Origin of the sequence: Streptomyces sp. NPDC048275, assembly GCF_040652275.1 — a bacterium.
GTDB lineage: Bacteria > Actinomycetota > Actinomycetes > Streptomycetales > Streptomycetaceae > Streptomyces.
This window is the reverse complement of record NZ_JBEZLR010000037.1, coordinates 24,518-49,103: the sequence shown is the minus strand read 5'-3', so window position 1 is coordinate 49,103 and position 24,586 is coordinate 24,518. Positions and strand designations below refer to the sequence as shown.

The 24,586-nt window shown below is 69.7% G+C and carries 21 protein-coding genes; 12 read left to right on the top strand and 9 right to left on the bottom strand.

Going from position 1 to position 24,586, the window contains the following annotated elements; all coding sequences use genetic code 11:
- The first annotated feature begins 33 nt into the window (after window positions 1-33).
- Window positions 34-612 carry a GNAT family N-acetyltransferase gene (locus AB0D57_RS22455; protein ID WP_362075594.1) on the top strand — a complete coding sequence of 193 codons (579 nt, stop codon included), beginning with the start codon at window positions 34-36 and terminating at the stop codon, window positions 610-612.
- Window positions 613-683: 71 nt separating this feature from the next.
- Here AB0D57_RS22455 and AB0D57_RS22450 read toward each other — a convergent pair whose 3' ends face one another.
- Window positions 684-2,123, bottom strand: a complete 1,440-nt coding sequence (locus AB0D57_RS22450; protein WP_362075591.1) for a hydrolase — start codon at window positions 2,121-2,123, stop codon at window positions 684-686.
- 236 nt (window positions 2,124-2,359) lie between these two features.
- On the opposite strand from AB0D57_RS22450, the gene AB0D57_RS22445 reads away from it, so the two are divergent.
- Window positions 2,360-2,623, top strand: a complete 264-nt coding sequence (locus tag AB0D57_RS22445) for a GlsB/YeaQ/YmgE family stress response membrane protein (protein ID WP_362075588.1) — start codon at window positions 2,360-2,362, stop codon at window positions 2,621-2,623.
- A gap of 102 nt (window positions 2,624-2,725) precedes the next feature.
- Complete coding sequence (locus tag AB0D57_RS22440) at window positions 2,726-3,607, top strand: GNAT family N-acetyltransferase (protein ID WP_362075585.1); 882 nt, start codon at window positions 2,726-2,728, stop codon at window positions 3,605-3,607.
- A gap of 72 nt (window positions 3,608-3,679) precedes the next feature.
- Here the strand turns inward: AB0D57_RS22440 and AB0D57_RS22435 are convergent, their stop codons facing one another.
- Together AB0D57_RS22435 and AB0D57_RS22430 are read right to left on the bottom strand one after the other, a co-directional pair.
- A complete protein-coding gene (locus AB0D57_RS22435) occupies window positions 3,680-4,453 on the bottom strand; it encodes a GNAT family N-acetyltransferase (RefSeq protein WP_362075582.1) in 774 nt (257 codons plus the stop codon).
- A gap of 114 nt (window positions 4,454-4,567) precedes the next feature.
- A complete protein-coding gene (locus tag AB0D57_RS22430; protein WP_362075579.1) occupies window positions 4,568-6,574 on the bottom strand; it encodes an RICIN domain-containing protein in 2,007 nt (668 codons plus the stop codon).
- A gap of 249 nt (window positions 6,575-6,823) precedes the next feature.
- On the opposite strand from AB0D57_RS22430, the gene AB0D57_RS22425 reads away from it, so the two are divergent.
- Entirely contained in the window at window positions 6,824-7,573 is a 750-nt protein-coding gene (locus AB0D57_RS22425) for an MBL fold metallo-hydrolase (RefSeq protein ID WP_362075576.1), read from the top strand.
- Between the two features lie 380 nt (window positions 7,574-7,953).
- Here AB0D57_RS22425 and AB0D57_RS22420 read toward each other — a convergent pair whose 3' ends face one another.
- Together AB0D57_RS22420 and AB0D57_RS22415 are read right to left on the bottom strand one after the other, a co-directional pair.
- Window positions 7,954-8,796, bottom strand: coding sequence for a hypothetical protein (locus AB0D57_RS22420; protein ID WP_362075573.1), 843 nt, complete (start codon window positions 8,794-8,796; stop codon window positions 7,954-7,956).
- 113 nt (window positions 8,797-8,909) lie between these two features.
- Window positions 8,910-9,764: a GNAT family N-acetyltransferase gene (locus AB0D57_RS22415; protein ID WP_362075570.1), complete on the bottom strand. Its 855-nt coding sequence runs from the start codon at window positions 9,762-9,764 to the stop codon at window positions 8,910-8,912.
- Between the two features lie 221 nt (window positions 9,765-9,985).
- Between AB0D57_RS22415 and AB0D57_RS22410 the strand changes: the two genes are divergently transcribed.
- Window positions 9,986-10,522, top strand: coding sequence for a GNAT family protein (locus AB0D57_RS22410; RefSeq protein WP_362075567.1), 537 nt, complete (start codon window positions 9,986-9,988; stop codon window positions 10,520-10,522).
- Between the two features lie 88 nt (window positions 10,523-10,610).
- Here AB0D57_RS22410 and AB0D57_RS22405 read toward each other — a convergent pair whose 3' ends face one another.
- A complete protein-coding gene (locus tag AB0D57_RS22405; RefSeq protein WP_362075564.1) occupies window positions 10,611-11,279 on the bottom strand; it encodes a chaplin in 669 nt (222 codons plus the stop codon).
- Window positions 11,280-11,563: 284 nt separating this feature from the next.
- On the opposite strand from AB0D57_RS22405, the gene AB0D57_RS22400 reads away from it, so the two are divergent.
- Both AB0D57_RS22400 and AB0D57_RS22395 read left to right on the top strand, forming a co-directional pair.
- On the top strand, window positions 11,564-13,129 hold the full coding sequence (locus tag AB0D57_RS22400) for an alpha/beta hydrolase (RefSeq protein ID WP_362075561.1): 1,566 nt from the start codon (window positions 11,564-11,566) through the stop codon (window positions 13,127-13,129).
- Window positions 13,130-13,290: 161 nt separating this feature from the next.
- Window positions 13,291-13,797 carry a DUF4232 domain-containing protein gene (locus tag AB0D57_RS22395; RefSeq protein WP_362075558.1) on the top strand — a complete coding sequence of 169 codons (507 nt, stop codon included), beginning with the start codon at window positions 13,291-13,293 and terminating at the stop codon, window positions 13,795-13,797.
- 6 nt (window positions 13,798-13,803) lie between these two features.
- Here the strand turns inward: AB0D57_RS22395 and AB0D57_RS22390 are convergent, their stop codons facing one another.
- On the bottom strand, window positions 13,804-15,066 hold the full coding sequence (locus AB0D57_RS22390; RefSeq protein ID WP_362075555.1) for an arginine deiminase: 1,263 nt from the start codon (window positions 15,064-15,066) through the stop codon (window positions 13,804-13,806).
- A gap of 27 nt (window positions 15,067-15,093) precedes the next feature.
- Window positions 15,094-16,530, bottom strand: coding sequence for a basic amino acid/polyamine antiporter (locus AB0D57_RS22385; RefSeq protein ID WP_362075552.1), 1,437 nt, complete (start codon window positions 16,528-16,530; stop codon window positions 15,094-15,096).
- Between the two features lie 103 nt (window positions 16,531-16,633).
- On the opposite strand from AB0D57_RS22385, the gene AB0D57_RS22380 reads away from it, so the two are divergent.
- The 4 genes from AB0D57_RS22380 to AB0D57_RS22365 all read left to right on the top strand — a co-directional run bounded on the left by AB0D57_RS22380 (window position 16,634) and on the right by AB0D57_RS22365 (window position 21,414).
- Window positions 16,634-17,731 carry a chemotaxis protein gene (locus AB0D57_RS22380; protein WP_362075549.1) on the top strand — a complete coding sequence of 366 codons (1,098 nt, stop codon included), beginning with the start codon at window positions 16,634-16,636 and terminating at the stop codon, window positions 17,729-17,731.
- A gap of 85 nt (window positions 17,732-17,816) precedes the next feature.
- Window positions 17,817-18,842, top strand: coding sequence for a Gfo/Idh/MocA family oxidoreductase (locus AB0D57_RS22375; RefSeq protein ID WP_362075546.1), 1,026 nt, complete (start codon window positions 17,817-17,819; stop codon window positions 18,840-18,842).
- Window positions 18,843-18,953: 111 nt separating this feature from the next.
- The gene (locus tag AB0D57_RS22370; protein WP_362075543.1) at window positions 18,954-19,634 is read left to right on the top strand and encodes a TetR/AcrR family transcriptional regulator; all 681 of its coding nucleotides are present in this window, start codon (window positions 18,954-18,956) and stop codon (window positions 19,632-19,634) included.
- Window positions 19,635-19,929: 295 nt separating this feature from the next.
- Complete coding sequence (locus AB0D57_RS22365; RefSeq protein WP_362075540.1) at window positions 19,930-21,414, top strand: SpoIIE family protein phosphatase; 1,485 nt, start codon at window positions 19,930-19,932, stop codon at window positions 21,412-21,414.
- 75 nt (window positions 21,415-21,489) lie between these two features.
- Here AB0D57_RS22365 and AB0D57_RS22360 read toward each other — a convergent pair whose 3' ends face one another.
- Entirely contained in the window at window positions 21,490-22,989 is a 1,500-nt protein-coding gene (locus AB0D57_RS22360) for a hypothetical protein (RefSeq protein WP_362075537.1), read from the bottom strand.
- Between the two features lie 233 nt (window positions 22,990-23,222).
- Between AB0D57_RS22360 and AB0D57_RS22355 the strand changes: the two genes are divergently transcribed.
- The gene (locus tag AB0D57_RS22355) at window positions 23,223-24,365 is read left to right on the top strand and encodes an aminoglycoside phosphotransferase family protein (RefSeq protein WP_362075534.1); all 1,143 of its coding nucleotides are present in this window, start codon (window positions 23,223-23,225) and stop codon (window positions 24,363-24,365) included.
- The last annotated feature ends 221 nt before the right edge of the window (window positions 24,366-24,586 follow it).

Sequence of the window (24,586 nt, the reverse complement as noted above, 5' to 3'; positions counted from 1 at the left end):
CTGCTCGGCGCCCCTGGGAGGCAGGATCACCTCATGAACAATCGACCGACTTTCACCCTCCCGACTCCCCTGCGGCTCGAAGGGTTTGGGATACACCTGCGCGAGTGGTCCGACGACGACGGTCCGGACCTGGTCGCGATGTACGACGATCCCGAGATCGACCGCTGGACGCCGGTGGCATCGCCGTTCGACGCCGAGGCCGCACGGAAGTACCTGGCAGCGGCGCGTGACCAGCGCGCCGCCGGACACTCCGTGCAGCTCGCCGTCATCACGGACGGCGGCCCGGCACAGGGGGAGATCCTGCTGTTCCGCAGCGCTGCCGACGAACGCGACGTCGAACTCGCCTACGGTGTCGGGGCCGCTCACCGGGGGCACGGACTGGCATCCAGGGCGGTGCGACTCGTCACGGAGTACGTCGTCCTGCATATCGCGGTGCGGCGCGTGGTGCTGCGCATCGAGGAGGGCAACACGGCGAGCGAGCGGGTCGCCAAGGCGACCGGGTTCGCGCTCACCGACGACGAGCCGGTGGTCCGTACGGCGAAGGGCCGGGAGGTGGTTCTGCGGACGTGGAGCCATCCCGGCGGTGACGCCGAGCAAGCGGCCGTTTTGTAGCGCAGGTCCGCGGCGGCCAAGTCCGGCAGGGGCGGGCCCGCCCCGGGCCCGCCCCTTCGGTCGGCTCGTGCTCAGCTCACGTTGAGTGCCGTGTCGTCGATGACGAACGAGGTCTGCAGCGTGGAGCCTTCGACGCCGGTGAACTTGATCGTGACCGTCTGCCCCGCGTAGCCGCCGAGGTCGAGGGTGCGCTGGGTGTAGCCCGAGGCGGCGTTCAGGTTCGAGTACGTGGCCAGGGTGGCCAGGACTGTGCCGCCGCTGTTGAGAACCTGGGCCTTGAGGGTGTCGTACGCCGTGCTGGTGGTCGTCTCGGCCGTGTCCACGTGAAGATGGAAACTCAGGGTGGCCGCGCAGCCGGACGGGATGGTCACCGCCTGGGACAGCGTATCGGTGTTGGCCGAGCCGTAGCCGTTCAGCCAGGCCTTGTACGAGCCGGTGCGGGCGGCCTGACCGGTGCTGTTGGTGATCACGCCGCTGGTGGCGGTCCAGGAGGAACTGCCGGACTCGAAGCCGGGGTTGGCGAGCAGCTGGGCGGCGGTGCACGTGCCGCCGTCACCGCCATCGCCGCTGCCGCCGCCCGCGAGCCATTCGGTGGCGTTGAGGGCGAGGGCGGCGTTGGTGGCGCCGGTGTCGTTCCAGCCGTCGTAGAGCGTGTTGCCGGACTGGCCCGTGTCGTCGTCGATCGGGGAGCTGTCGCCCCAGAAGGCGACGCGGCCGCTGCCGAAGGTGCTGGTGGCGAAGAACGCGCCGGTGTTGCCCGAGTAACCCGTGCGGTAGAGCAGGCCCTTGACGGTGGAGTTGTCGGCGGGCTTGAGGGTGGCTGTCGTACCGCTGGCGATCAGGCTCTTGGTGACGGTTCCGAAGGAGCCGTGCAGCACGGGGTTGGTGCTGTCACTGATGGCCGAGGGGTAGTCGGAGCCGATGCTCAGCGTGTCGACGGTGAAGCCGAACGGGTCGGTGCTGTCGACGCTGTTGTTGGTCATCAGGTCGTTGAGGATCTCGACGGCATCCTCACCGTCGTTGTTGCGGTCGGCGCCGGTGTGGTCGGAGATCATGAAAAGGCCGCCGCCGTTCTTCACGAACGTCATGATGGCGGTCTTCTCCGCTGTGGTGAACAGCGTGTTGGGCTCAGGCAGCACCAGGGTGTCGAAGTTCGCCAGGTCGGTCGCCGCGGAGCCACCGTAGGTGAGGCTGCTGCCCGACGGCAGCGTCTTCAGGTTGTAGTCGCCGGTCTTCTGCAGGGCGACGCCCCACGACGAGATGGCACCCGTCCAGTCGGTCTCGGCGGACGGCGAGGAGTCCTGGCCGAGTGGGTCTGGCTGACTGGTGGAGATGATCCAGTCGGCGTTGCCCGCGGTCTCGGCGTGGGCGTTGTCGAAGAGGATGCGGTGCGGGGTCGCCGCGGCGGTCGGCGCGGCGGCGGACACCTGGACGGCCGCACCCGTGACGAGCAGTCCGAACACGGACAGCACCGTAGCGATTCTGTGGCGGGATCTTCTGATTCCGAGCATCCGGCAAACCTCCGTGAGCGTGTGGGGAGAGAGGCGGTGCGGGCGCCAAGTCTGCGCGCGTAGAATGGTAGTTGGCCGTCATTCACACGACAGGTTTTTGAACGGTACATGACAGGAGGCTGCCTGAGAAGGAGCCCGCCGCATCGGCCGACGGACGACCGAGAAGCGGAACGGACTGTCCCCGCCCACAGGGGGAAGACGCCTGACAGCGGGGGTTCTCACAAAAAGGGGCGGAGATGGAGATCTCAGGCATCATCAGCGCCATCGTCATCGGCATCATCATCGGCGTACTGGGCCGGCTCGTCGTGCCGGGACGCCAGCGCATCGGCATCCTGTGGACGATCGGCGTCGGCATCGTGGCGGCGTTCATCGGCTCGGGGATCGCCGCCGCGTTCGACGTGGCCGACACCAAGGGCGTCGACTGGATCGAGTGGCTCATCCAGATCGGTCTCGCGGCGGTGGGCGTCGCGGCGCTCGACCGGGCGAAGGTGCGCCGATGACCAATTCTGCTTAGACAGGCCCTAATTCGCTTGCGGGTCAAGGAACATGGCGGTTAGGTTCCGCGGGCTTCGCCCCCGCGCCCCCGACGCCACGGAGAGACCTTGTCCTTGCACATCACGCCGCTGACCGACACCGAACCCGCGCCGTCGAGCCGGCGCCTGGCCTGGCTGGCTCACGGCTCCGAGGGAGTCCCCCTGGGTTCCGCGTTCCTGCGGTTGTTCACGAAGCAGGGGCAGGAGCATCTCGCCGAACTCGAGGGCGGCGTCCATCCGGCCGAGCGGCGCCAGGGGGTGGGCAGCCGCCTCCTGGACGCTGCCGTCTCGGCGGCCCGGGACGAAGGGCGGCGCTCACTCCTCGCGCAGGCCGAGACCGGCTCCCCCGGCGACCTGTTCCTGGCCGCACGCGGCTTCCGCCGGGTGCTGGACTTGACCTACGCACGACTGGCGTTGGCCGACATCGATCTCGCGCGGATCAACACGCTCGCCGAACGTCCGCATCCCGGATACGAGTTGACGCAGTGGGACGGCACCGTGCCGCCCGAGCTGGCGCGGACCTTCGCCGACTCGCGGCGGGCGATGGACGACATGCCGATGGAAGGGACCGACTACGGGACCGTCGTATGGGACGTGGAGCGTGTCGTGTCGGCTGCCGAAGCCGTCGCGAAACGCGGTGAGTCGCTGCACACGGTCGCCGTGCTGAACCGCGCGGACGGTTCGATCGTCGGCTTCTCCGAGCTTGTCGTACCCGGCGACGGCCGGGGTGACGCCCAGCACTACGGCACCGGTGTCCTGCCCAAGCACCGGGGCCACGGCCTGGGGCTCTGGATGAAGGCGGAGTCGATCCGCACCGCCCGCCGACGTCACCCCGAGCTCGGCGGCCTGCTCACCGACACCGCCGACAGCAACGCGCCCATGCGCCGCATCAACGACGCACTCGGCTATCTGCCGACGCGCAGAGCCGTGGAGTATCAGCTCGACCTGTGACGGGGCCTGAGCCGGACGCCGGGGTGTGGCCTCACACCCCGGCAAGCCGCCCCCTGCGGCCGATCTGCGGTACTACCCGTACACGTACGGGGTCGTCGTGGTCAGCGGTTCGAAGCCCAGGCGGGCGAGGACCGGGCGGCTCTGGCTGGAGGCGTCGACCTGGACATAGCGATAGCCGCGGTCGGCGGCGACGCGGGCGCGATGGGCGACGAGGGCACGGTAGATGCCTCGGCCACGCCAGGACTCCACGGTGCCGCCGCCCCACAGTCCGGCGAACCGGGTGCCGGGCACCATCTCCATGCGGGCCGCGCTGACCGGCTCCTCGCCGGCGAGGGCGACGACCGCGACGACGTTGTCCGCGTCCCCGGTGAGCTGGGCGAGCAGTTGGTGGCGCATCCGGGTGCTGTCCGTGCCGAAGGCCTGTTCGTGGACGTCCGCGACGAGGTCGACGCCCGCGCGGTCGGTGACGGGCAGCAGCCGTACGCCCTCGGGCGGCTGGGCGTCGAGCGCCAGATCGCCCAGTTCGGCGATCATCAGGGTCTCCTCGGGCTGGGCGACGAACCCCGCGTCCCGCAGCCGCTGCCCGAGGTCCTCCGGCTTGTCGTGCCCGTACAGCTTCCACTCGAATTCACGGCCGAGCTTGGCGAAGTACCGCATCTGGTCGACGATCGCCGCGTCCACCCTCGTCTCGTCCAGGTCCGACCAGATCACCCCGTTCCAACCCTGCTCGGTGCCCACCTGGCGCACCACTTTGCCGACGCGCTCGACCAGGGCCCCTGGGCCGTCGGGCCGCGCGCCCTCCCGCATGTCCCGATCGAACAGGGCAAGTACCGCAACGTGATCCATGGGGTCACTCCAGCACCCCCAGCCGCGGAGGGCAACGGCATTGCCTGGCACTGGGCATGGGGCGGTGCCGCCCGAGCGGCACCGCCCCATGGATCACCCGAGGTCACACGCGGTTCAGTTGCGGGTCCACTGCTGGTTGGATCCGCCGTTGCACGACCAGAGGTCGATCAGTGTTCCGTTCGCCGTGCCGTTGCCCAACGCGTCGAGGCACAGGCCCGAGACGTTGTTGGTGAGCGTTCCGTTGGAGTTGAACGTCCACTTCTGGTTGGTGCCGCCGTTGCAGTCCCAGATGACCACCCTGGTGCCGTTGGCGGTGCCGCTGTCGTAGGCGTCGAGGCACTTGTTGCCGTAGACGACCAGCTCGCCGCGCGAGGTGTAGGTGAAAGTCTGGTTCTGGCCGCCGCCGCAGTCCCACAGCTCGGCCTGGGTGTTGTTGCTGATGGTGCTCTTGAAGAAGTCCAGGCACCGCCCGGAGCCGGTGCCGACGATCGCCGTCCCGTTGGTGCCCGGGATGGCGCGGACCGCCACGGCGTCGATGTCCGGCGCGGTGCCGGACGCCCCGAAGGTCAGCGTGTTCGAGCCCTTCCCGAGATGGGCGAGGACGGAGACGGTCCGATACGTGCTCGACGACCCGGTGGGCGGAAGGGCCAGCGTCTGCGCGTACTGACCGTTGACCTGGAGGGTCGCCTTGCGCTCCGCCGAACCGCCGTTGGCGTACGTGATGTCGATCAGCTTCGTGCCCGCGGCGGCGGTCGTGACGCCGGTGAACGTCGGCGTCGTCGCCGAGGTGGTGTCCTCGTACGTCGTCCCGGAGCCCTCGGTGCCGGAGACCGTGAGCAGCACGCCCTCGCCCGCCGGGACGCTGGTCGTGTAACTCGTCGCGTACGAGCCGACGTCGGTGGCCGACCAGACGTTGCGCACGGCGGCGGAGGCGGTGGTCAGCCCCGTGTCCTGCCAGCGGGCGGTGATGTCGGCGGCGGAGGAGGTGCGGTTCAGCAGCAGGACCGCGCGCTTCCCGGTACCGGAGAGGATCTTGCTGTAGACCTGCAGACCGGTGCTGTCCTCTGCGACCTCGACGCCCTGCAGTCCGCGCGGGTCCTGGTCGATCGCGATGACCTCACGGTTGGTGAGGATCGAGGCGGTGGACGAGCTCATGGTGGCCAGGTTGTTGCCGGCCAGCAGCGGAGCGCCGGAGATCGCCCACAGGCCCATATGGGTGCGGTTCTGCGCGGCGCTCAGCCCGTTCATGCCGACGGTCAGCATGTCGGGGTCGTTGTAGTAGCCGGTGTGCTGGGCCTCGGGGTGCAGCGACTTGTCGAAGTTGGCCAGGATGCTGGACATCGTGGGGTTGTTGGGCCAGAAGACGATGTCGGTGCTCGTACGCCACAGGGCACCCGTACCCGCCGCCCAGTTCCAGGGGTTGCCCGTGCCCCACTCGCACAGGGACAGGACAAGCGAACGCCCGGTGACCGCGGTCGCGGCGGCGTTCGCGTCGCGGATCGCCTTGTACGTCGTCTCCTGGTCGAGGCCCTCGGCGTCACCACCGCACCAGTCGATCTTGACGTAGTCGAAACCCCAGTTCTGGAAGGCCTCCAGATCCTGCTGGTTGTGGCCCTCCATCCCGGTGTTGGGCGCGGCCGGCACCGTGTCCGGGGTCGGGTAGTAGTAACCGCAGCCGTTCTTGCCCGCGTCGGTGTAGATCCCGGCCTTGAGACCCTTGCTGTGGATGTAGTCGGCGATGGCCTTCATCCCGCCGGGCCACTGGGCACTGTCGACGGTGATGTTGCCGTTGCTGTCGCGGGTGCCCACCCACCAGCCCTCGTCGATGTTGACGTACTTGTAACCGGCGGCGGCCATGCCGGACGAGACGAGGGCGTCGGCCTGGGCCTTGATGGTGTCGTAGTCGATGACGCTGGCGAAGCTGTTCCAGGACGCCCAGCCCATCGGGGCGGGCGTGACACCGATCTGGTTGGTGCTGACGGCGGCCGGCTCGGCCGCGAGCGGGGTGGCGGAGCGGCCGACTCCGGCGAGTCCGGCGACGGCGAGACACAGGACGGCGCACTGGACGACGACGCGTCTCAGGAGGCCTCCGAGGCGCGCGGTGTGCGAATGGGGGGACATGCGGCTCTCCCTTGAGCGGTTTTGTTCGCAGACTCGAACAAAAGCCAACGAGACTCGCCATATGGGAGCCGTCATTCCGAAGGCACGTCAAGTCCCTTGCGAGCAGCACCCGTTCACGTTCGGCCAACACCGTTCGTGAACGACCCCGATGCCGTGGCGGGGCGGTGGCCACGCGCCCGGGCCCACGCGATACCTTCGCCCTGTCACGGCCCGACCCGGCCGGGAAAGATCTCAAACATCGGAATGCTCATGCACAAGGACGCGATCGTCGAGGCGGCCGCCGGAGTCCATCTGGTTCACGGCAGCAACACCAACTGGGTGATCCTGGCCGAAGGCGACGCCGTCACCCTGATCGACACGGGATATCCCGGCGACCGGCAGGAAGTCCTCGCCTCACTCGACGCGCTCGGCCACTCGCCCGAGGCCCTCGTCGCCGTGCTCATCACCCACGCGCACAGCGACCATCTCGGCTCGGCCGAGTACCTCAACAGCACCTTCGGCGTCCCGGTCCACCTGCACGAGGCGGAACTGCCGCACGCGCGCCGTGAGTTCCTCCAGCAGGTGAGCGTGGGGCAGGTGTTGCGGCAGGCGTGGCGCCCCGGTGTGCTGCCCTGGGCGGTGCACGCCATCCGGTCCGGTGGCACGACGGACGTCCGGATGACCCGGCCCGAGCCGTTCCCCAAGGAGGGCACGCTCGATCTGCCCGGCCGTCCGGTACCGGTGCACACGCCCGGGCACACGGTCGGTCACTGCGTCTACCATCTGCCGGACGCGGGCATCGTGATCTCCGGCGACGCTCTGGTCAGCGGCCACGCCACGTCACGGGTCCGCGGTCCGCAACTGCTGCCCACGATGTTCCACGCCGAACGCGCGGGTGCCATCGCGTCGCTCGCCCGCATCGAGGCCCTGGCCGCGGACGTCCTGCTGCCGGGGCACGGTCCCGTGCACCGCGGTTCGGTGAGCGCGGCCGCGCAGCGCGCGCGGGAACTCGCCGGCTGACGGCACTCGCCCTGCTCGCACGGGGGCTGCTGTACAGGGACGGCCCCGCCGTGCTCCTCGTCTCGGTCGCCTTGTCGGGCGCGGCCTTCGGGGGCGCGCCCGCATCGGTCCAGACCGCGTTGGCCCATGCCTCGGGCGCCGCCCACGCCGACGTGGCCACCTCGCTGCAGACCACCGTGCACAACGCGGGCATCGCGGCCGGTTCCCGCACCGGAGGACTCGCCCTGGAGGGCGTGGGCGCGGCGGCCCTCCCCTGGCCGTCCCTCCCGCTGATCGCGGCCGCGATCACCGTCGTGGCGGTGGGACGCCGGCGGGCCCCTCCCCGCACGGCGCTTCGGCTGATATCTCCCGCCCGGCCGCGAAGTTCGGCACCGGCCGGGTCAGAAACGGCCGAAACCCGGCCGCCGGGGGCCGGGCGGCCGGATGCCCTTGACGCCTTCGATGCGTATCGGCCGCTCCGGAGCATCGTCGACAGCCGTGCCCACGACTCGTGCCCCCGGAAGCGAGGGGGGACGAGGGATCCCAGGCGGACCGACAGCGGCAGACGGCGCGTCCGGGAACGGCGGTGTCAGGGACGGGCACGCATTGAGGGCGCCATCCATCCGGGCCACGCACCGCTTCAGAGCCTCCGCGTTGATGTTGCGCACGGCGTCACCGGCCAGCGCGGTGAGATCGTTCACGATCATGAGGGCCGACGGGCCCAGGATGTACTGGCCCGTCTTGACGAGCCCTTTGACATCGTCGCTGCTGTGCCGCGTCGCCTCCGACACCGCCTTGCGCGTCACGGCTTCGGCATCCGCGTAGTCGAGCGCGGCGTAGGAGGCGATCTCGAAGGTGAGGGCGACCGCCCGTTCACCGCGGGGGATGTCCTCCTCCGCCAGGACGGGCTCGATCACGCCCACGGCCTCCTGGAGCGCGCTGTCCGTCCACTCCTTCGAACGCAGCGACTTGGCGAGTTCCTTGCCCTGCCTCAGCAGCAGTTCCACGTCGACGTTGTCGTCGGGCTCCGCCGCCGGGCCGACCTCCTGGTTCTTGTCCAGGACTTCGATCTTCTTCCCGTCGGTCGCCGGGTAACCGGCCATCACCCTGGTGACGTCGGTGAAGTCCTGCACCACCGCGGACACCTTCTCCCGCAGGATGCGAGAGTCACCGTCCTTGCTCCGCTCCGCTTCCCTGACGGACGCGAGCAGCCTCGCGCTGCTCTCGCCCAGTTCCTTGCGCATGACGGCACCCTCCCTCGAAAGACGACCCCACCCGCGGAACGTACTGCCGTCGCGTTCGTCTCCGCAGGCCTGTGAAGTGGATTCGGGTCGCCTGACGGACCACCGTGCGTCGACTAGCCGAGTTCGAGCGTGGTGACTCCGTAGACGCGCTCTCCGGCGAACGGCCTGACCGGTCCGGTGTACATACGGGCCGTCTCGAAGGAGGGCGCGAGGCCGAACTCCTCGGCCAGGGCGATGCCCGCCGCGTTCGTCTCGGGGATGTCGACGACGACCTCACCCCCGGGAACACCCACGGCCAGCCCCAAGAGGAGGGCGCGGGCATCCTCGGCGGTGTCGGCGAACAACGGTCCGATGCGCGGGCGGTCGAGGGCGGGCCGGATCACGGCGTAGCCGGTGAGCCGTCCGTCGGTGACGCGGACGAAGGCGCGATGGCCCGGTTCGGTGAGCCACCGCTCCAGGAAGCGGGGGCGGTCGGCCGGGTAGCAGGCGCTGTCGTACGCCGCGATGGACGCGAAGTCGGCCGCTTCGGCGGGCTGGACTCCCCCGGGCGTCCGCGTCGCCGGTACGGCTCCGGTGAACCGGAGGGTGCGGTGGGCGAGTTCGAAGCCGGAACGGCGGTAGTTGTCCTGTTGCGCGACCACTCCGTCGAGGCCGACGGTCCGGCCGCCGGCGTGGGCGAGGCCCGCCTTCCACGTGGTGAGGCCGTAGCCGCGGCCGCGCAGATCCGGTCGTACGAGATAGAAGCCCAGGAAGGCGTAGTCCGCACCGTAGTTGACGACCGAGACGGCCGAAACCGGCTCCGTGTCGATCCTGCCGATGAAGAAACCCTCGGGGTCCTGGGCGAAGAAGGTCCGGGCGTCGTCCTGCCCCGGATTCCACCCCTCGTCCGCCGCCCATCCGCCGATCACCGACCAGTCGTCGAGCGAGGCCTGGGTGACGACGAGGGCCTCGGGACCTGGAGAGGTCATCTGAGTGCTCCATTCGCTGGGTGTGGGGTGCGCGGTTCGCTCGGTGTGGGGGTGCGCGGTGATCGGCCGTGCCCGCAGCATTTTTGCCGATCTCCGCCGGGATTTCAGCGGCCGACACTCGACCGGGTGGCGGAGTCGGCAGGGCTGATCCGCGCTCGGCCGGCCATCAACTGGCCCGTGTCACCGCACTGTTGTCCGTATCCGTCCTAGGCTTGCCCTTCATGAGCGTCGATCAAGTGACTCTGCGCCCCGTGGCCGAGGACGACCTGTCGGTCCTGGAGCTGTTTCTGACGGATCCCGAGGCCGCCTCCTTCCAGTGGTTCGGCTGGTGGGACACCGGGCGCTGGCGGCGCCAGTGGGCACAGAACCGCATGCTCGGGGACGACGCGGGCCAGCTGATGGTGGTGCGCGGTGACGAGCGGCTGGGTTTCGTGGCCTGGCGGAAGATCGCGTCCACCCGGACCACGTACTACTGGAACATGGGCATCACCCTGCTGCCGGAGGCACGCGGCAAGGGTGTGGGCACGGAAGCCCAGCGGCAACTGGTCCATTACCTGTTCGCGCACACGCTCGTGATGCGGATCGAGGCGGACACCGAGGTGGAGAACATCGCCGAGCAACGCGCCCTGGAGAAGGCCGGATTCACGCGCGAGGGCGTGCTCCGCAGCGTGGCGTTCCGCAATGGTCGGTGGCGCGACTGCGTGCGCTACAGCATTCTGCGCGACGATGTCTCCCCGACCGCCGACATACATCGTTGACGCAGGCCGGTCAGTCTCGCCGACACGACGACGAGGCCCCACCGGTGACCGACCCGGTGGGGCCTTCCGTCCTCGGTGGACCGTCCGGTCAGCGGACCACGGCGGGCCGGAATCGCCGGTACAGGACGGCCCCGCCCAGGAGCAGCGCCGCGCTCGCGGCGATCGCGGGCACCGTCTGGTCCGTACCCGTGTGAGCGAGGGACGCCGCGGGCGCGGGCGCCGGGGCCTGCTGAGGCGTCCTGGGAGGCGCGGCCGCCACGGGGGCCGCGGGCGGCTTCGGGGTGGGCTCGGCCGGGCGGTCGGGGCGGTCACCGGAGGTGTTCGTGGACTCGTTGCCGACGGCCGCGTTGCCGGCGCCGACCACGGTCACGGCGTTGCCGCTGACGTTCACCGGGACGTGGACCGGGAGGTGCAGGCCGTTGCCCGAGAGCGCGCCCGGCGAATCCTTTCCGCTGCTGTTCGCGACGGCACCGCCGTCCGTCCCGCTCCGGCCACCGCTGCGCGGGCTTTCGCTGTCGCTCTCGTTGGCGCAGCTGTTGCCCGCCGCGGCGTTGAGGAGCCCCACCACGTTCACGGTGTTCCCGCACACGTTCACGGGAACGTGCCCCGGAAGCTCGATGGTGTTGCCGGAGATCATCCCGGGCGAACCCGCCGTGCCGCCGTCCACCGTGGAGTCGGCGTGCGCCGGCATCGTCACAGCCAGTGCGCCCGAGGCGGCGGCCACGGCGATCAAACCATTTCGGGCAACCCGTTTCATAGGTTCCCTGCCTTCCAGACATGGTCGCGAGCACTCGCCCGCACCGGGTAAAACGCCGAGAGGGCCATTCGAGTTATGGCTTATCGGGCTTTCACCCCATCGAGCGTCACGCTTATCGAACTACCGGAAGGATCGATGTCGTACTACCGAGAAAACCTCTGTGGGGCACGCAGAGTAAGGCTCGACGGCCCGAACCGCTCACTGAGAGGCGTGCCCCTGGACATCCGATTATCGTGATTCAGGGTGTATTCCCGGCCCGAAGCCGAGCGTCCCGGGAGGCATGCATGCTGTCCGTGCACCAACGCTTCGCGTTCGCCGGAGCCTCCGTCGCGACGTTGGCCCTGCTCGCGGCGGGACTGCCATCGGTGGCGACCGCCGCCGCCGACCCGGACCTGTCCCGCTTCTACCGCCAGGAGATCAAGTGGGCCGCCTGCGAGGGCGAGGGAATGCCCAAGGATCTGCGGTGCGGGAAGGTGACCGTCCCGCTGGACTACGCGAACCCGGGTGGCGGGACGCTCGACATCGCGCTGGCCCGCTACCGCGCGACGGGCAGCTCGCGGGGTTCCGTCCTGATGAACTTCGGCGGCCCCGGCGGCCCGGGTATCTCCACACTCGCCGCCGCCGGCTCGCACAACATGGGTCTCACCAAGGGCTACGACGTGGTGACCTTCGACCCTCGTGGTGTCGGCCGGTCCTCACCCGTCAGCTGCGGCCAGGGCGCCGACGAGGCCTCCGACACGACGGACCCCACCGTCGACGTCGGCGACCCCCAGGCCGTCCTCGAGGCGTTGCGGAAGGAGGCCGCCAAGTGCGCCAAGCACTCCGGCCCCGTCCTGCCCCACATAGGCACGATCAACACCTCGCGGGACATGGACGTCATACGCCACGCCCTCGGCGACAAGAAGCTCAACTATCTCGGCTTCTCGTACGGGGCGCGCCTGGGCGCGGTGTACGCCGCCCAGTTCCCGAAGAAGACGGGCCGGATGGTACTCGACGGCGTGGACACGCTCACCGAGCCGCTGTCCGAGCGGGCCCTGGTGGGCGCCGAGGGGCAACAGGTCGCCCTGGAGAACTTCCTCAACTGGTGCACAGAGGACATGGCCTGCCCGTTCGGGCAGGATCCGCGCCGCGCCAGGCAGCAGGTCGTCCAGCTCGTCGATTCGGTGGAGCAGTACCCGGTGCCGACGGACACCGGCCAGAAGTTCACGGGCCTGGACCTCGTCGCCGCCATCAGCCAGGCGCTGTACACCGAGGAGCTGTGGCCCACCCTCGAACGGGCCCTCGCCTCACTCGTCCAGGACGGCGACGCCCGCGGGCTCATGCAGCTGACGGGCATGGGTGCCCTGACCGACCTACGGCGGACGGAGGCCGTGGGGGACGGTGGGATCGTCGACCCGGCGGACATCCCGATCGACAACCTTCCCGCCGCGCTGATGGCGATCAACTGCGCCGACGACCCGGACCGGCCCACCGCCGCCCAGGTCCTCAAGGAGATCGACGAGCTGAGCGCCGCCTACGAGAAGGCCTCGCCGATCTTCGGCCCATACCGGCTCGCCCAAGTGCTGATGTGCTATGGCCGCCCCAAGGGCACCGACTACATCCGTGACCAGGTGCGCGACCTCAGCGCCCCCAAGATGCTCCTCGTCGGCACCCGCGGCGACCCCGCAACCCCGTACCGCTGGACCGTGGAGACCGCCGAGCGACTCGGCTCGTCGGCGGTCGTGCTCGACAACAAGGGCGAGGGACACACCGGGTACGGGAGCTCCAAGTGCGTACAGCAGAAGGTCGACGACTTCCTGCTGTACGGCTCCCTGCCGGACAGTGGCAGCTCCTGCGGCCCGGAGGACTGAGCGGATTCGCCCGGACGCACGGCGCACGTCACAGAACAGACGTGGGGGCGGTGACACCGACAAGTCGGATACAACCCCATGTACGCCTCGACCGTCACACTGGGTAGGCGCCGCTCTACGCACGCCGATCCGTTCGTGACCGAAACAGGGGGAACCCACCGATGCGCTTCCGATCCGTCCTCGCCCTCTCGACCGCCGCCACCGCGCTGCTCCTCGCCGTGCCCCAGAGCGGTTCGGCCGCGGCGCGGCCCGCCAAGTGCGCGGAGAGGTCCGTCACCGTGCGGGCTCAGCAGTCGCACGACCCCAAGGTGGTGCACATCAGCGTCACCAACGAATCCACCCGGACGTGCACCGTCGACCGCATCCCCACCGTCACCTTCGGTGACCTCGACGGCGCGGCCCTGCCGGTGCCGGCCGGTGACAGCGGGCCGTACCGGATGGGTGCGGGCAGGACGGCGTACGCGGCCGTGCGCACGATCGCCGACCCGGCCGACCCCGAGGCCCGTCGGGTGGGGTCGATCACCGTCTCCGCGGACCCGTCGCGCTTCGGTCGCTCGTTCACCGCGCGCGAGCTGGGTGCCGGTGACGCCGTTCTCGTGTGGGAGCCGGTCACGACCTGGTGGAAGCCCTCGCGGGCCGCCGCCGACAGGGACCTCGGTGGCCGGTAGGCAACGTCAGAACTCCACGGGGTCGCGCACGATCGGGCACGTCATGCAGTGCCCGCCACCCCGCCCCCGCCCCAGTTCGGCGCCGACGATGGTGATGACCTCGACGCCGGCCTTCCGCAGCAGCGTGTTGGTCTGGGTGTTGCGGTCGTAGGTGAACACGACGCCCGGTTCCAGGGCGACCGCGTTGTTGCCGCTGTCCCATTGCTGCCGCTCCGAGGCGTACACGTCGCCGCCGGTCTCGACGACGCGCAGCTCGGACAGCCCGAGGGCTTTGGCGACGACTTCGGTGAAGGGGCGCGCGCCCTCGTCGGTGAGTTCGATGCCGGGGGCCTTGTCGCTCGGCCGGAGGGAGAAGGTGTGGACCGCGTCCATGATGGTCGGATACAGCGTGACCAGGTCGCGGTCGGCAAAGGTGAACACCGTGTCGAGGTGCATCGCGGAACGCAGCTTCGGCATACCGGCGACGATCACGTGCTCGGCCGCGCCGCTCGCGAAGAGCGCGGCCGCGACCTGGGTGATGGCCTGCCGCGAGGTGCGCTCGCTCATGCCCATGAGCACGACGCCGGCTCCGACCGGCATGATGTCGCCGCCCTCGAACGTGGCCTGCCCCCAGTCGAGTTCGGGATCGCCCCACCACACGGTCGAGCCCGCGAAGTCAGGGTGGAAGGTGTAGATCGCCTTCATCAGCAGTGTCTCGTCGTGCCGGGCGGGCCAGTACAGCGGGTTGAGTGTGACGCCGCCGTACAGCCAGCAGGTCGTGTCACGGGTGTAGAGGGTGTTGGGCAGCGGCGGCATCAGATATTCGCGTACGCCCGTCGACTCACGGGCCAGCGCGAGGTAGCCGGGGCGGAAGTCGTCCGGGAGATCGGCCGTGGCCAGACCGCCGATCAGATACTCGGCGAGCCGGGTCGGTTCGAGCGACTCCAGGAAGGCCCGGGTGTCGTCGACGAGCCCGAGTCCGACCTCGTTCGGGGTGATCTTCCGGTCCAGGAGCCAGTCCCTGGCCACGGGCAGCGCCATGGTCCGGGCGAGCAGGTCGTGCAACTCCAGGACGTCGACGCCGCGTTCACGCAGCTTGTTCACGAAGTCGGCGTGGTCGCGCTGGGCGTTCTCCACCCACATCACGTCATCGAAGAGCAGGTCGTCGGAGTTGGTGGGGGTGAGCCGACGGTGTGCAAGGCCGGGCGCACAGACCAGCACCTTGCGCAGCCTGCCGACCTCGGAGTGGACGCCGTACGCCGGGCGGTTCGTGGTGTCGTGACTGGTCACGGTGTGCCTTTCTCCAAAGCTGAGCAGTCAGAGGCTGATCCAGCCCACCGCCAGGGCGACGATTCCCACGGCCGCGCCGACGACCGAGACGGCGAGCACGACGAATTCACGGGGTGAGAACAGCCGTCTGCCCTGCTCCCGACGGGCCATCACGAACAGGACCGTGGCGGGCGCGTAGATGATGAAAGAGACGAGGAGGTACTTGAGTCCGGCCGCGTAGAGGAGGAACGCGGTGTAGACGGTGGCGAGCAGAGCGATGACGAGGTCTCTGCCACGGTCCACTCCGGCGATCTTCACGGCGAACGCCGCCGCCAGCAGGAACGGGATCAAAGTCAGCGCGCTGGTCAGGTCGAGCGCGAAGTTGAAGGCGTCGTCGGAGAACAGCGTGACGACCAGCACGACCTGGGTCAGCAGCGTGGTCATCAGCAGCGCGGCCACAGGCACATCGGCGGGGGTGGAGCGGCCCAGGAACCGAGGCATGTCCTCGTCCTTGGCGGCGACGAAGAGCACCTCGGCGGCCATCAAAGTCCAGGCGAGATAGGCGCCGAGCACCGAGACGATCAGGCCGACGCTGACGAAGACCTGGCCCCAGTTGCCGACCGCGTACTCCAGGACTCCGGCCATCGAGGGCTGCCGCAGCTCGGCGATCTCGCCCATCGGCATGATCCCGTACGAGACGATGGTGACCGAGGCGAAGACGGCGAAGACGCTCAGGAAGCCGAGGACGGTCGCACGGCCGACATCCTCGCGGCGCTTGGCGTGCCGCGAGTACACGCTCGCGCCCTCCACCCCGAGGAACACGAAGACCGTGGCCAGCATGGTGCCCTTGACCTGCTGGAAGAGCGAACCGGCGTAGTCGGCGCCGCCGAAGTTCTCGGCGAAGACCCGGGGATCCAGATAGAAGAGCGCCAGGACGACGAAGACGAGGATCGGCACGACCTTGGCCACGGTGACGATGCGGTTGATGGCCGCGGCCTGCCTCACCCCGCGGCGGATGACGAAGAAGAACGCCCACAGGCCGACCGAGGAGAGCACCAGCGCGAGCACGGTGTCGCCCTCGCCCAGCGCCGGTGCGACAGCTCCGACGGTCGACATGATGAGCACCCAGTACGTCACGTTGCCGACGCAGGCGCTGGCCCAGTAGCCGAACGCCGCGAAGAAGCCCAGGTACTCGCCGAAGCCCGCCTTGGCGTACGCGTACACGCCCGCGTCGAGGTCGGGCCGGCGGATCGCCAGCCGCTGGAAGACGAAGGCGAGCATCAGCATGCCGGTGCCGGCCACGGCCCAGGCGATCAGCGCCCCTGCCACGCCCGTCTCCTGGGCGAAGCGGCTCGGCAGAGAGAAGACACCTGCCCCGACCATGGACCCGACGACCATCGTCGTGAGCGTCAGCAGGGTCAGTTTGGCGGCGGGTACCCGGGGGCCGGTGTCCGTCTGCGGCAGAGGCTTCTCGGACTGCGTCATGGGCGTCCTACGGCGGGGTCGGGAGCATGCCTGGCGACCCGAGCGACACTAGCAATCAATTGCCCCAAATGCCCGATATGCAAATCAGTCCTATGGTGCAGTTATGGAGCACGCTCTCAGTCCCGCAACCCTTTCCGAGCTGCGTCGGCCGCGGCCCTATCCCGCAGTTTCCGTGCTGACGCCGACGCACCGCCGCGAGCCCGACAACGCCCAGGATCCGGTCCGGCTGCGCAATGTCGTGGCCGAGGCCAAGAAGCAGATCGAATCCGATCCTGCGGTCACCCGCGAGCGGCGCACCGACCTCGTCCGGCAGCTCGATCTGGCCCTGGCGGAGGTCGATCTGACGCACGCCGAGGACGGCCTGGTCATCTTCGCCGCTCCCGGTGAGCACCAGGTGTGGTCGCTGGCCCGCGCCGTGCCCGAACGCGTGGTGCTGTCGGACACCTTCCTGACCCGCAATCTCGTCGCCGCGCAGGTCTCGGAGCGGCCCTTCTGGGTGCTCTCGCTGTCGGCCGACCGGGTGACGCTGTGGAACGGCGGCGGCGGCCATGTCATCGAGGACCACTCGGGCGGCTTTCCGCTGACCCGAGGCGTCGAGAACTTCGACGCCGAGCGCCAGGAGCGCATCGGCGACCTGCCGAGCACCTTCCGCGACGAGGGCACCCGCCGCTTCCTGCGCGACGCCGACACCGTCATGAGCGCCGTCCTGCGCGAGAGCCCTCGGCCGCTGTACATCACCGGTGAGACCGCCGCGCTCTCCTGCCTCGACGAGATCGGCACGGTCTCCAAGGACGCGACGCACATCCCGCACGGCGGCCTCGCGAACAGCACTCCCGACGCCGTATGGCAGGCGGTACGTCCCCTGGTCACCGCCGAGGAGAGGAAGAACACCGACGCGGTCGCCCGCGAGCTCGAAACGGCCCGTGGACGCAAGTCGTTCGCCGCCGGGGTCGACGAAGTGTGGCAGAACGCCTCCCAGGGCCGGATCCGGCTGCTGGCGGTGGAGGAGAACTACCGCGAGACGGTACGCGACGACGGCGGCGACCATCTCGTCCCGGCCGAGAGCGGTGACCTGGACGCCCGAGAGGACATCGTCGACGAGATCGTCGAACAGTGTCTGGAGACCGGTGCCGAGGTCCGCTTCGTCCCCGACGGGAGTCTCGGCGACGCGAAAGGCATCGCCGGGGTGCTGCGCTACTGATCTCGCCGGCCCTCCCCCGGCTCTCTCCGCCCGACCAACACCTGGGTAGCTTTCGGCCGAGAGCTTTCGGTCGAGAGGTGGGCGCATGAGTGAACTGTTGGGTGTGGCGGTCCTGGGCGCGGGTCACATGGGGGCCGACCACATACGGCGGATCGATCGGGCGGTGGGCGGTGCTCGGGTCGCGGCGGTGGCCGATCCCGACACCGGCCGCGCCAAGGAGGCCGTGGCCGGGATCGACGGCGTCACGGTGCACCCGGAGGTGACGGCCGCGCTCGACGCACCCGGCGTGCGGGCCGTGTTGATCGCCTCCCCCGGGCCCGCGCACGAGGAGGCGCTGCTCGCGGCCTTCGAGCGCGGTCTGCCGGTCCTGTGCGAGAAGCCGATGGTTCCGGAATCCGCCGGGGCACTGCGGGTGGTGGAGGCCGAGGCGCGGCTCGGGCGGCGGCTGGTGCAGGTCGGTTTCATGCGCCGTTACGACGCCGAGTACCAGCGGCTCAAGTCCCTGCTGGACAGCGGCCGGTTGGGCCGTCCGCTGATGCTCCACTGCACGCACCGCAACGTCTCCTCCCCGCCCGATTTCACCACGGCGATGCTGGTCAACAGCTCCGTCTCGCACGAGATCGACGCGGCGCGCTGGCTGCTGGGCCAGGAGCTCACGTCGGTCACCGTGCTGCGCCCGCGATCGTCCTCGCACGCGCCGCAGGGCCTCCTAGATCCCCAATTCGTGCTGTTCGAGACCGCGGACGGCGCCCTGGTCGACGTGGAGGTCTTCGTCAACTCCGGCTTCGGCTACCAGGTGCGGTGCGAGGCGGTCTGCGAGTCGGGGAGCGCCCGGATCGGGGACGAGCACACGATGGTCGTGACGGCGGCGGGCAGTGCGTCCGAGGCGGTGGCGCAGGACTACCTCGTACGATTCGCCGACGCTTACGACCGCGAGGTGCAGGCGTGGGTGGACGCCACCCGGGAGGGCCGGGTCACCGGGCCCAGCGCCTGGGACGGGTACACGGCGTCGGCCGTCGCCGAGGCGGGGGTCCGGGCACAGCGGACGGGCGGCCGGGTAGCCGTCGAACTCGCCCCGTGCCCGGAGTTGTACCGGGACATCAGCCGCTGACGCTCGACGCGTACGCGAACCGCACCGTGTCCTTCGCCACCCTTCACTAGGCCTTATCGCGTTCGTGATAGGCTCTAACTGAGCTTGCCCAGCGGACGAAGAGGCGATGACATGACCCCGAAGAGCCGAACGGGACCGGGCCCGCGCGATCGGTTCCGCGCGCAGGTACGGCAGGAGGTCAAGGCCGCCGCCCTCCGGCAGCTGGCCGAGGGCGGCCCTGAGGCCCTGTCCCTCAACGCCATCGCCAAGCAGCTGGGCATGACCGGCCCCGCGCTCTACCGCTACTTCGCCAACCGGGACAGCCTGCTGACCGAGCTGGTCATCGACGCCTACGGGGACCTCGCGTCCGCCCTCGCCCGCGCGGCCGGCGACACCACGGGGCACGCGGCGGCACGCCTGGCCGCGGTCGTGCGGGCCTACCGCGACTGGGCACGGACCGAGCCGCACCGCTACCGACTGCTGTTCCGGGCACCGCTGCCGGGCTACGACGCACAGTCCACGAGCCTGGTCGACGCCTCCCAGCCGGCCATGAACGTCGCACTGAACGTGGCAAGCGCCCTCGCGGCGTCGGACACGGCGCTCCCGGAGGGCTCCCGGAGCCAGTTCGGGGAGTGGATGAAGCGCCACGCCATCGAAGACGTCTCGGCGGCGGTCGCGGCACGGACGACCATGCTGTGGGCCCATCTGCACGGTCTGGTAAGCCTGGAGATCGAGGGCAACTTCACCTCCATGGGCATCGATCCCACCCTCTTCTACGAAGAGGAGGTACGAGATTTTGTCCAGTGGTTCTGACACCGGGCGGGCGATCCACAGGGGCCCCGCACAGATGACCCTCGAACACACGAGTTAACGCGGGGTGCGGCTGGCCGCACAGCCCGACAAGTCACGTACGTTTTCTACGACTTGACCACTCCACCCGTGTACCGAATCGATCCCGGTCGGCTCGGCCGAGTGGACTCGGGCATATGCCAGAAGCACCACCGGATCGTGTGTTGCCAAATCCCTTACAGGGCGTCGCAGGCTGTGCAACAGTCGTAACGGTCCTTCCGCCAGCCTTGGTCGTACCGTCCCCGCATCGGAGTACGTCATGCCGTCCCATCTCTCTGCGGATCGCCCAGCCGCCCAGCCGCCCCCGCGCGGCACGGTCGACGCGCTCATTACGCAGACGCGGCAGCTCCGCGGCGAGGTGGACGCCGTACGACGCGACGCGCCCCTCGATGGCACGGATCCCCAGGGGCGCTGGCAGCGCGCTCTGTGCGACCTCGCGATGCATCAACTCGACGACCTCGGCGAGCACTTGGGCCAGCTGCGGGACGGACCGCCGGCCGTGCCCGACCAACCCGTCGACGTGCCCGCCGCCCGAGCCGTGCCGGTAGCGCCCCGGCGCGCTTCACTGCTCAGCCGGGTCGGCAGCGCCGAGTGGAACCTGCTGACGGACGAGGCCAGTTGGTCCGGTGAGCTGTACCAGATCCTGGGCCGCGACCCCACCGCTCCCCCCCTCACCCTCGACGAACTGCCCTCACTGGTGCTCGACGAGGACCGGCCGACGCTGACGGCGATGGTCACGGACTGCCTCATCGACGCGAAGCCCATCGACGGAGAGTTCCGCATCGTGCGCCCCGACGGCGGTGTGCGGACCGTGCACATGATGGGCGAGCCGGTGCTCGACGCCGACGGCAGCACCGCGTCGATGTGGGCCGTGCTGCGCGATGTCAGCGAACTGCGGCGCAGCCAGCGGACGGTGAGCGAAAGCCATGACTCGCTGCAACATCACCGCCATCGCGCGCAGACCGAGCGCCGACTCGCGGTCGAGTTGCAGGAGGCCGTGCTCCCACCCTGGCGCGGATCCCTGCGATTCCCGCAGCGGGATCCCGACACTCTGGACCTCGCCGCCCACTATCTGCCCTCGTCGACCAGCTCACTGATCGGCGGTGACTGGTACGACGCGATGGAACTGCCCAACGGGGAGACCCTGTTGAGCGTCGGCGACCTCACCGGACACGGCGTCACCGTGGCCTCGGGCATGGCGATGCTGCTCGGCGCCCTGCGCGGCATGGCCGTCGCGGGCACCCAGCCGGGCCAACTCATGTCCTGGCTGAACCAGTTGCTCGACGCCGCCGTACAACCGGCCCTGGGCAGCGCCGTCTGCTGCCGTTACCGGCCGGAGACCCGCACCCTCACCTGGGCGCAGGCAGGACACCCCGCCCCGCTGCTGTTCCGCAACGGGACGGGGCGCGTGCTGGCGGCGCCGGACGGCGTGCTGCTCGGAGCAACCTCGGGTGCCACCTACGGGCAGGCCGAAGAAACCCTCGAAGACGGCGACCTGTTGCTCCTGCACACGGACGGACTGGTCCCGCGGCGATGGGGGTTCCCCCGCTCGAGCAAAGCCGAGAGTGGGGAGCAAGCCGAGAGTGAGGGAGGAGCGGCGGCCGTCCAGAGGCTGCTCGACCTGGCCCCGCGCTTCCGCGGAGCCCGCACGGCCCAGGACTGCGTACGGACAGTTGTTGAGGAATTCGGCGACACCGAGCGCGAGGACGACGCCTGCGTGCTCATCGCCAGGGTCGAGACCTGACCCCTGGAGTCGCTGTCACATGCCCCCCGCAGGTGCAGTCACGGGTGGCCCCTGAAGATTGCTGTCACGGGACGCTCACGCCCGCGCGCTGCTCCCACCCCTAGGCCTCAACGAGCCCTTGGGGAGAGCAAGTTCGATCTCCTCACGCAATTCGTGGATCTTCGGATAGCCGGAGTACTGAGCGGTGAGCCGGTACATCTCGCGCAGCCGGTCCCAGGTGCGGTGGGAGGAGTTCGCTCCCATCGACACCAGGGCCAGTCGCGCATAGCGGTCCGCCTGCTCGGGGTCGTCCGCGATGAAGCACGCCGAGGCCAGGGACAGCCAGTCGAAGATCTGCGACCGCTGCCGCCCGTTCGCCCGCAGCTCCAGCGCCTCCTTGGCGTGGCGTTGCGCCGTGGTCGCCGCGGCCGGTTCGTGCTCCGCGAGCGTTCGGTAGGCCAGGGCCTGCATGCCGTGCATGTCCGCCTCGTCGAACATCTGCATCCAGCTCGGCGGTGGCACATCACCCTTGTCGGAGACGAAGAGATCCTCCGCCTCGCCCAGGGTGCGCCGCATGGCCTGGCCCTTGCCCATCGACGCCTGTGCCCAGGCCTCGATCGTGTAGAGCATGGCGCGGGTGCGCGGCAGTGTCTCGGAACCCGAGCCCGACTTGGCGAGCTTCATCAGGTCCAGGGCGTCGTCGGGCCGGCCCAGGTGCACCATCTGACGGGCGGCGCGGGAGAGCGCCTCCCCGGCGCGGGGTCGGTCACCGCCTTCTCGGGCCGCGTGGGCGGCGATCACGAAGTACTTCTGAGCCGTGGGCTCCAGGCCGATGTCGTGCGACATCCAGCCCGCCAGAACGGCGAGATTGGCGGCGACGCCCCACAGGCGCCGCTGCAGATGGTCGGGGTGTCGGTAGGAGAGCATTCCTCCCACTTCGTTGAGCTGGCCCACCACGGCCTTGCGTTGCAGCCCGCCGCCGCGGGCCGCGTCCCAGGCCCGGAACACCTCGACCGAGCGCTCCAGTTCCTCGATCTCCTGCGACCCGATGGGGGCGGCCTCATAGCGGTCGAACCCAGCGGGGTCGGCGTGCAGGGGATGGTCGAGATCAGGGGCGTCGGCCGCGAAGACCGGATCGGTGTGCAGCCAATCGTGCATGGCACTGCTGAGTGCGGATCCCGCGGCGAGCGCGGCGCCCGCGCCCACCAAGCCGCGTCGGTTGAGCATGAGGTCCATTCCCGTGAATTCGGTGAGGACCGCAGCGGTTCGCTCGGGCGCCCACGGCACTCCGTCGGGATGCTCCACACTCCCGCCGCCCGGCCGTTTACCCACACGCCCGTGCCGCACCAGACCGAGGTCCTCGATGGTCACGACACGGCCGAGACGCTCGGTGAACAGCGCTGCCAGCACTCGCGGAACCGGATCGCGCGGGATCTCTCCCATGTCGATCCAACGCCGCACCCGTGAGGTGTCGGTCGCCAGCTGGGGGTGACCCATGGCCGCCGCCTGCTTGTTGACCAGCCTCGCGAGTTCGCCCTTGGACCAGCCGGCCAGGCCGAACAGGTCCGACAGACGAGTGTTGGGTTGTCCGTTCACGTCAAGCCCCCAGGTTCTCGGCTGAGTTGACAGTAACCCTCTGTCAGTTGCTGAGCGACTATTCGCCACGGTTCGCCAGGGTGCGCCAGATGGTGTGCCATGGAGCGTCGGGTGTCAGGTAGGAACGCGCCACCCCGACCCGGTTGCCACAGGAACACTCCCCAGGGTGCACCAAGGGGACCGGGCCGGGTAGCGCGGCAACTTGCAGGCACACGAAGGGATCTGTATCGCCCATGTACACAGCATCGTCCTCCGTGTCCGCTCCGCCCCGGTCGCTGCACCCCCGCCCGGCGGCGGGCAGCGGCCCTTACCTCGACCCCGCGCGGCCCGCGGCCCCCGTGCTCGGCGCCGGCAGGGCGCGGCGCGTTCCGGGGCTCGGCACTCAACCGCTCAGCGGGAGACTCGACTTGTCCGGCCCCCAGGGCGCGCAGCTGCGCACGGCGTTGGCGTCGGTGCACCGGATCTGTCCGGAGTTCGCTCCGGTCCAGGTGCTGCGCCGCAGCGGGCGCTCCGTGCTCCTTGTCGGCACGACAGGGCGCAGCACGGCCGTCGCCAAGTGTTTACTGGACCAATCCCCCATCTGGGCCGAGCGGATCCGGCATGAAATAGCTGCATATCGCTCGTTCGTGCGGCATCGGCCGCCGGTCCGGGTGCCCCGACTGATCGCGGCGGACCCGGACAACTGCACCCTCGTGATCGAGCGCATGCCAGGACGGGTGGCCGCGCTGCAGCGGCATCCGGCCGAGGCCCCGCCCCGCGCGGACATCCGGGCGGCACTGGGTGCGATCTGTCGGCTGAACGCGTGGCGGCCGCCGGCGGGGACGTTCGACGCCCCGCTGGACTACGCGGAGCGGATCTCCCGTTTCCATGAGCTGGGTCTGCTCACGGACCGGGACATGGGCGATCTGCAGAAGCTGGTCCACGGCATCGCGCACTCCGCGGGCCGTCAGGGCATGGGTCAGTTCTGTCACGGGGACGCGCTGCTGTCGAACATCCTCCTCTCACCGGCCGGTCCAGTGCTGGTGGACTGGGAGCACGCGGGCTGGTATCTACCGGGGTACGACCTGGCGACGCTGTGGGCAGTCCTCGGTGACGCTCCCGTGGCGCGCCGTCAGATCAGCCAGCTCGCACAGTCGGCGGGGCTTGCGGCGCGCGACGCCTTCCTGGTGAACCTGATGCTCGTACTGACCCGTGAGATCCGTTCGTACGAGATGGCCGTGCAGCGTTCGATGCACGACGCGACCCCGGCCGCACCGGGACCGGCCCACCCGGGTGCCGCGCCGTCCGGCGAGGAACAGCGGTTGCTGCTGCGGCGGCTGCACGACGACTGCCAGATGGCCCGCAGGGCCGTTCGAGCGGCGGTCGGCACTCGCTGACGGGGGAAGACGGTCCGTGGTGCGCCCGGGACAGCGGTGCACCACGGACCTTCGTCATGCCCCGCCGACCCGGTCCACGTCCACGTCCATGTTCACCTCCATGCCCACCAGAAACGATCTTCACTCGATCGAGCCCACTGGTCCACTCCACTGACGCCTTGCAGGCCGCGCCACCGCCGCCACGAAAACCCTTCGTCCCTTCACTGACATGGGAAATCACC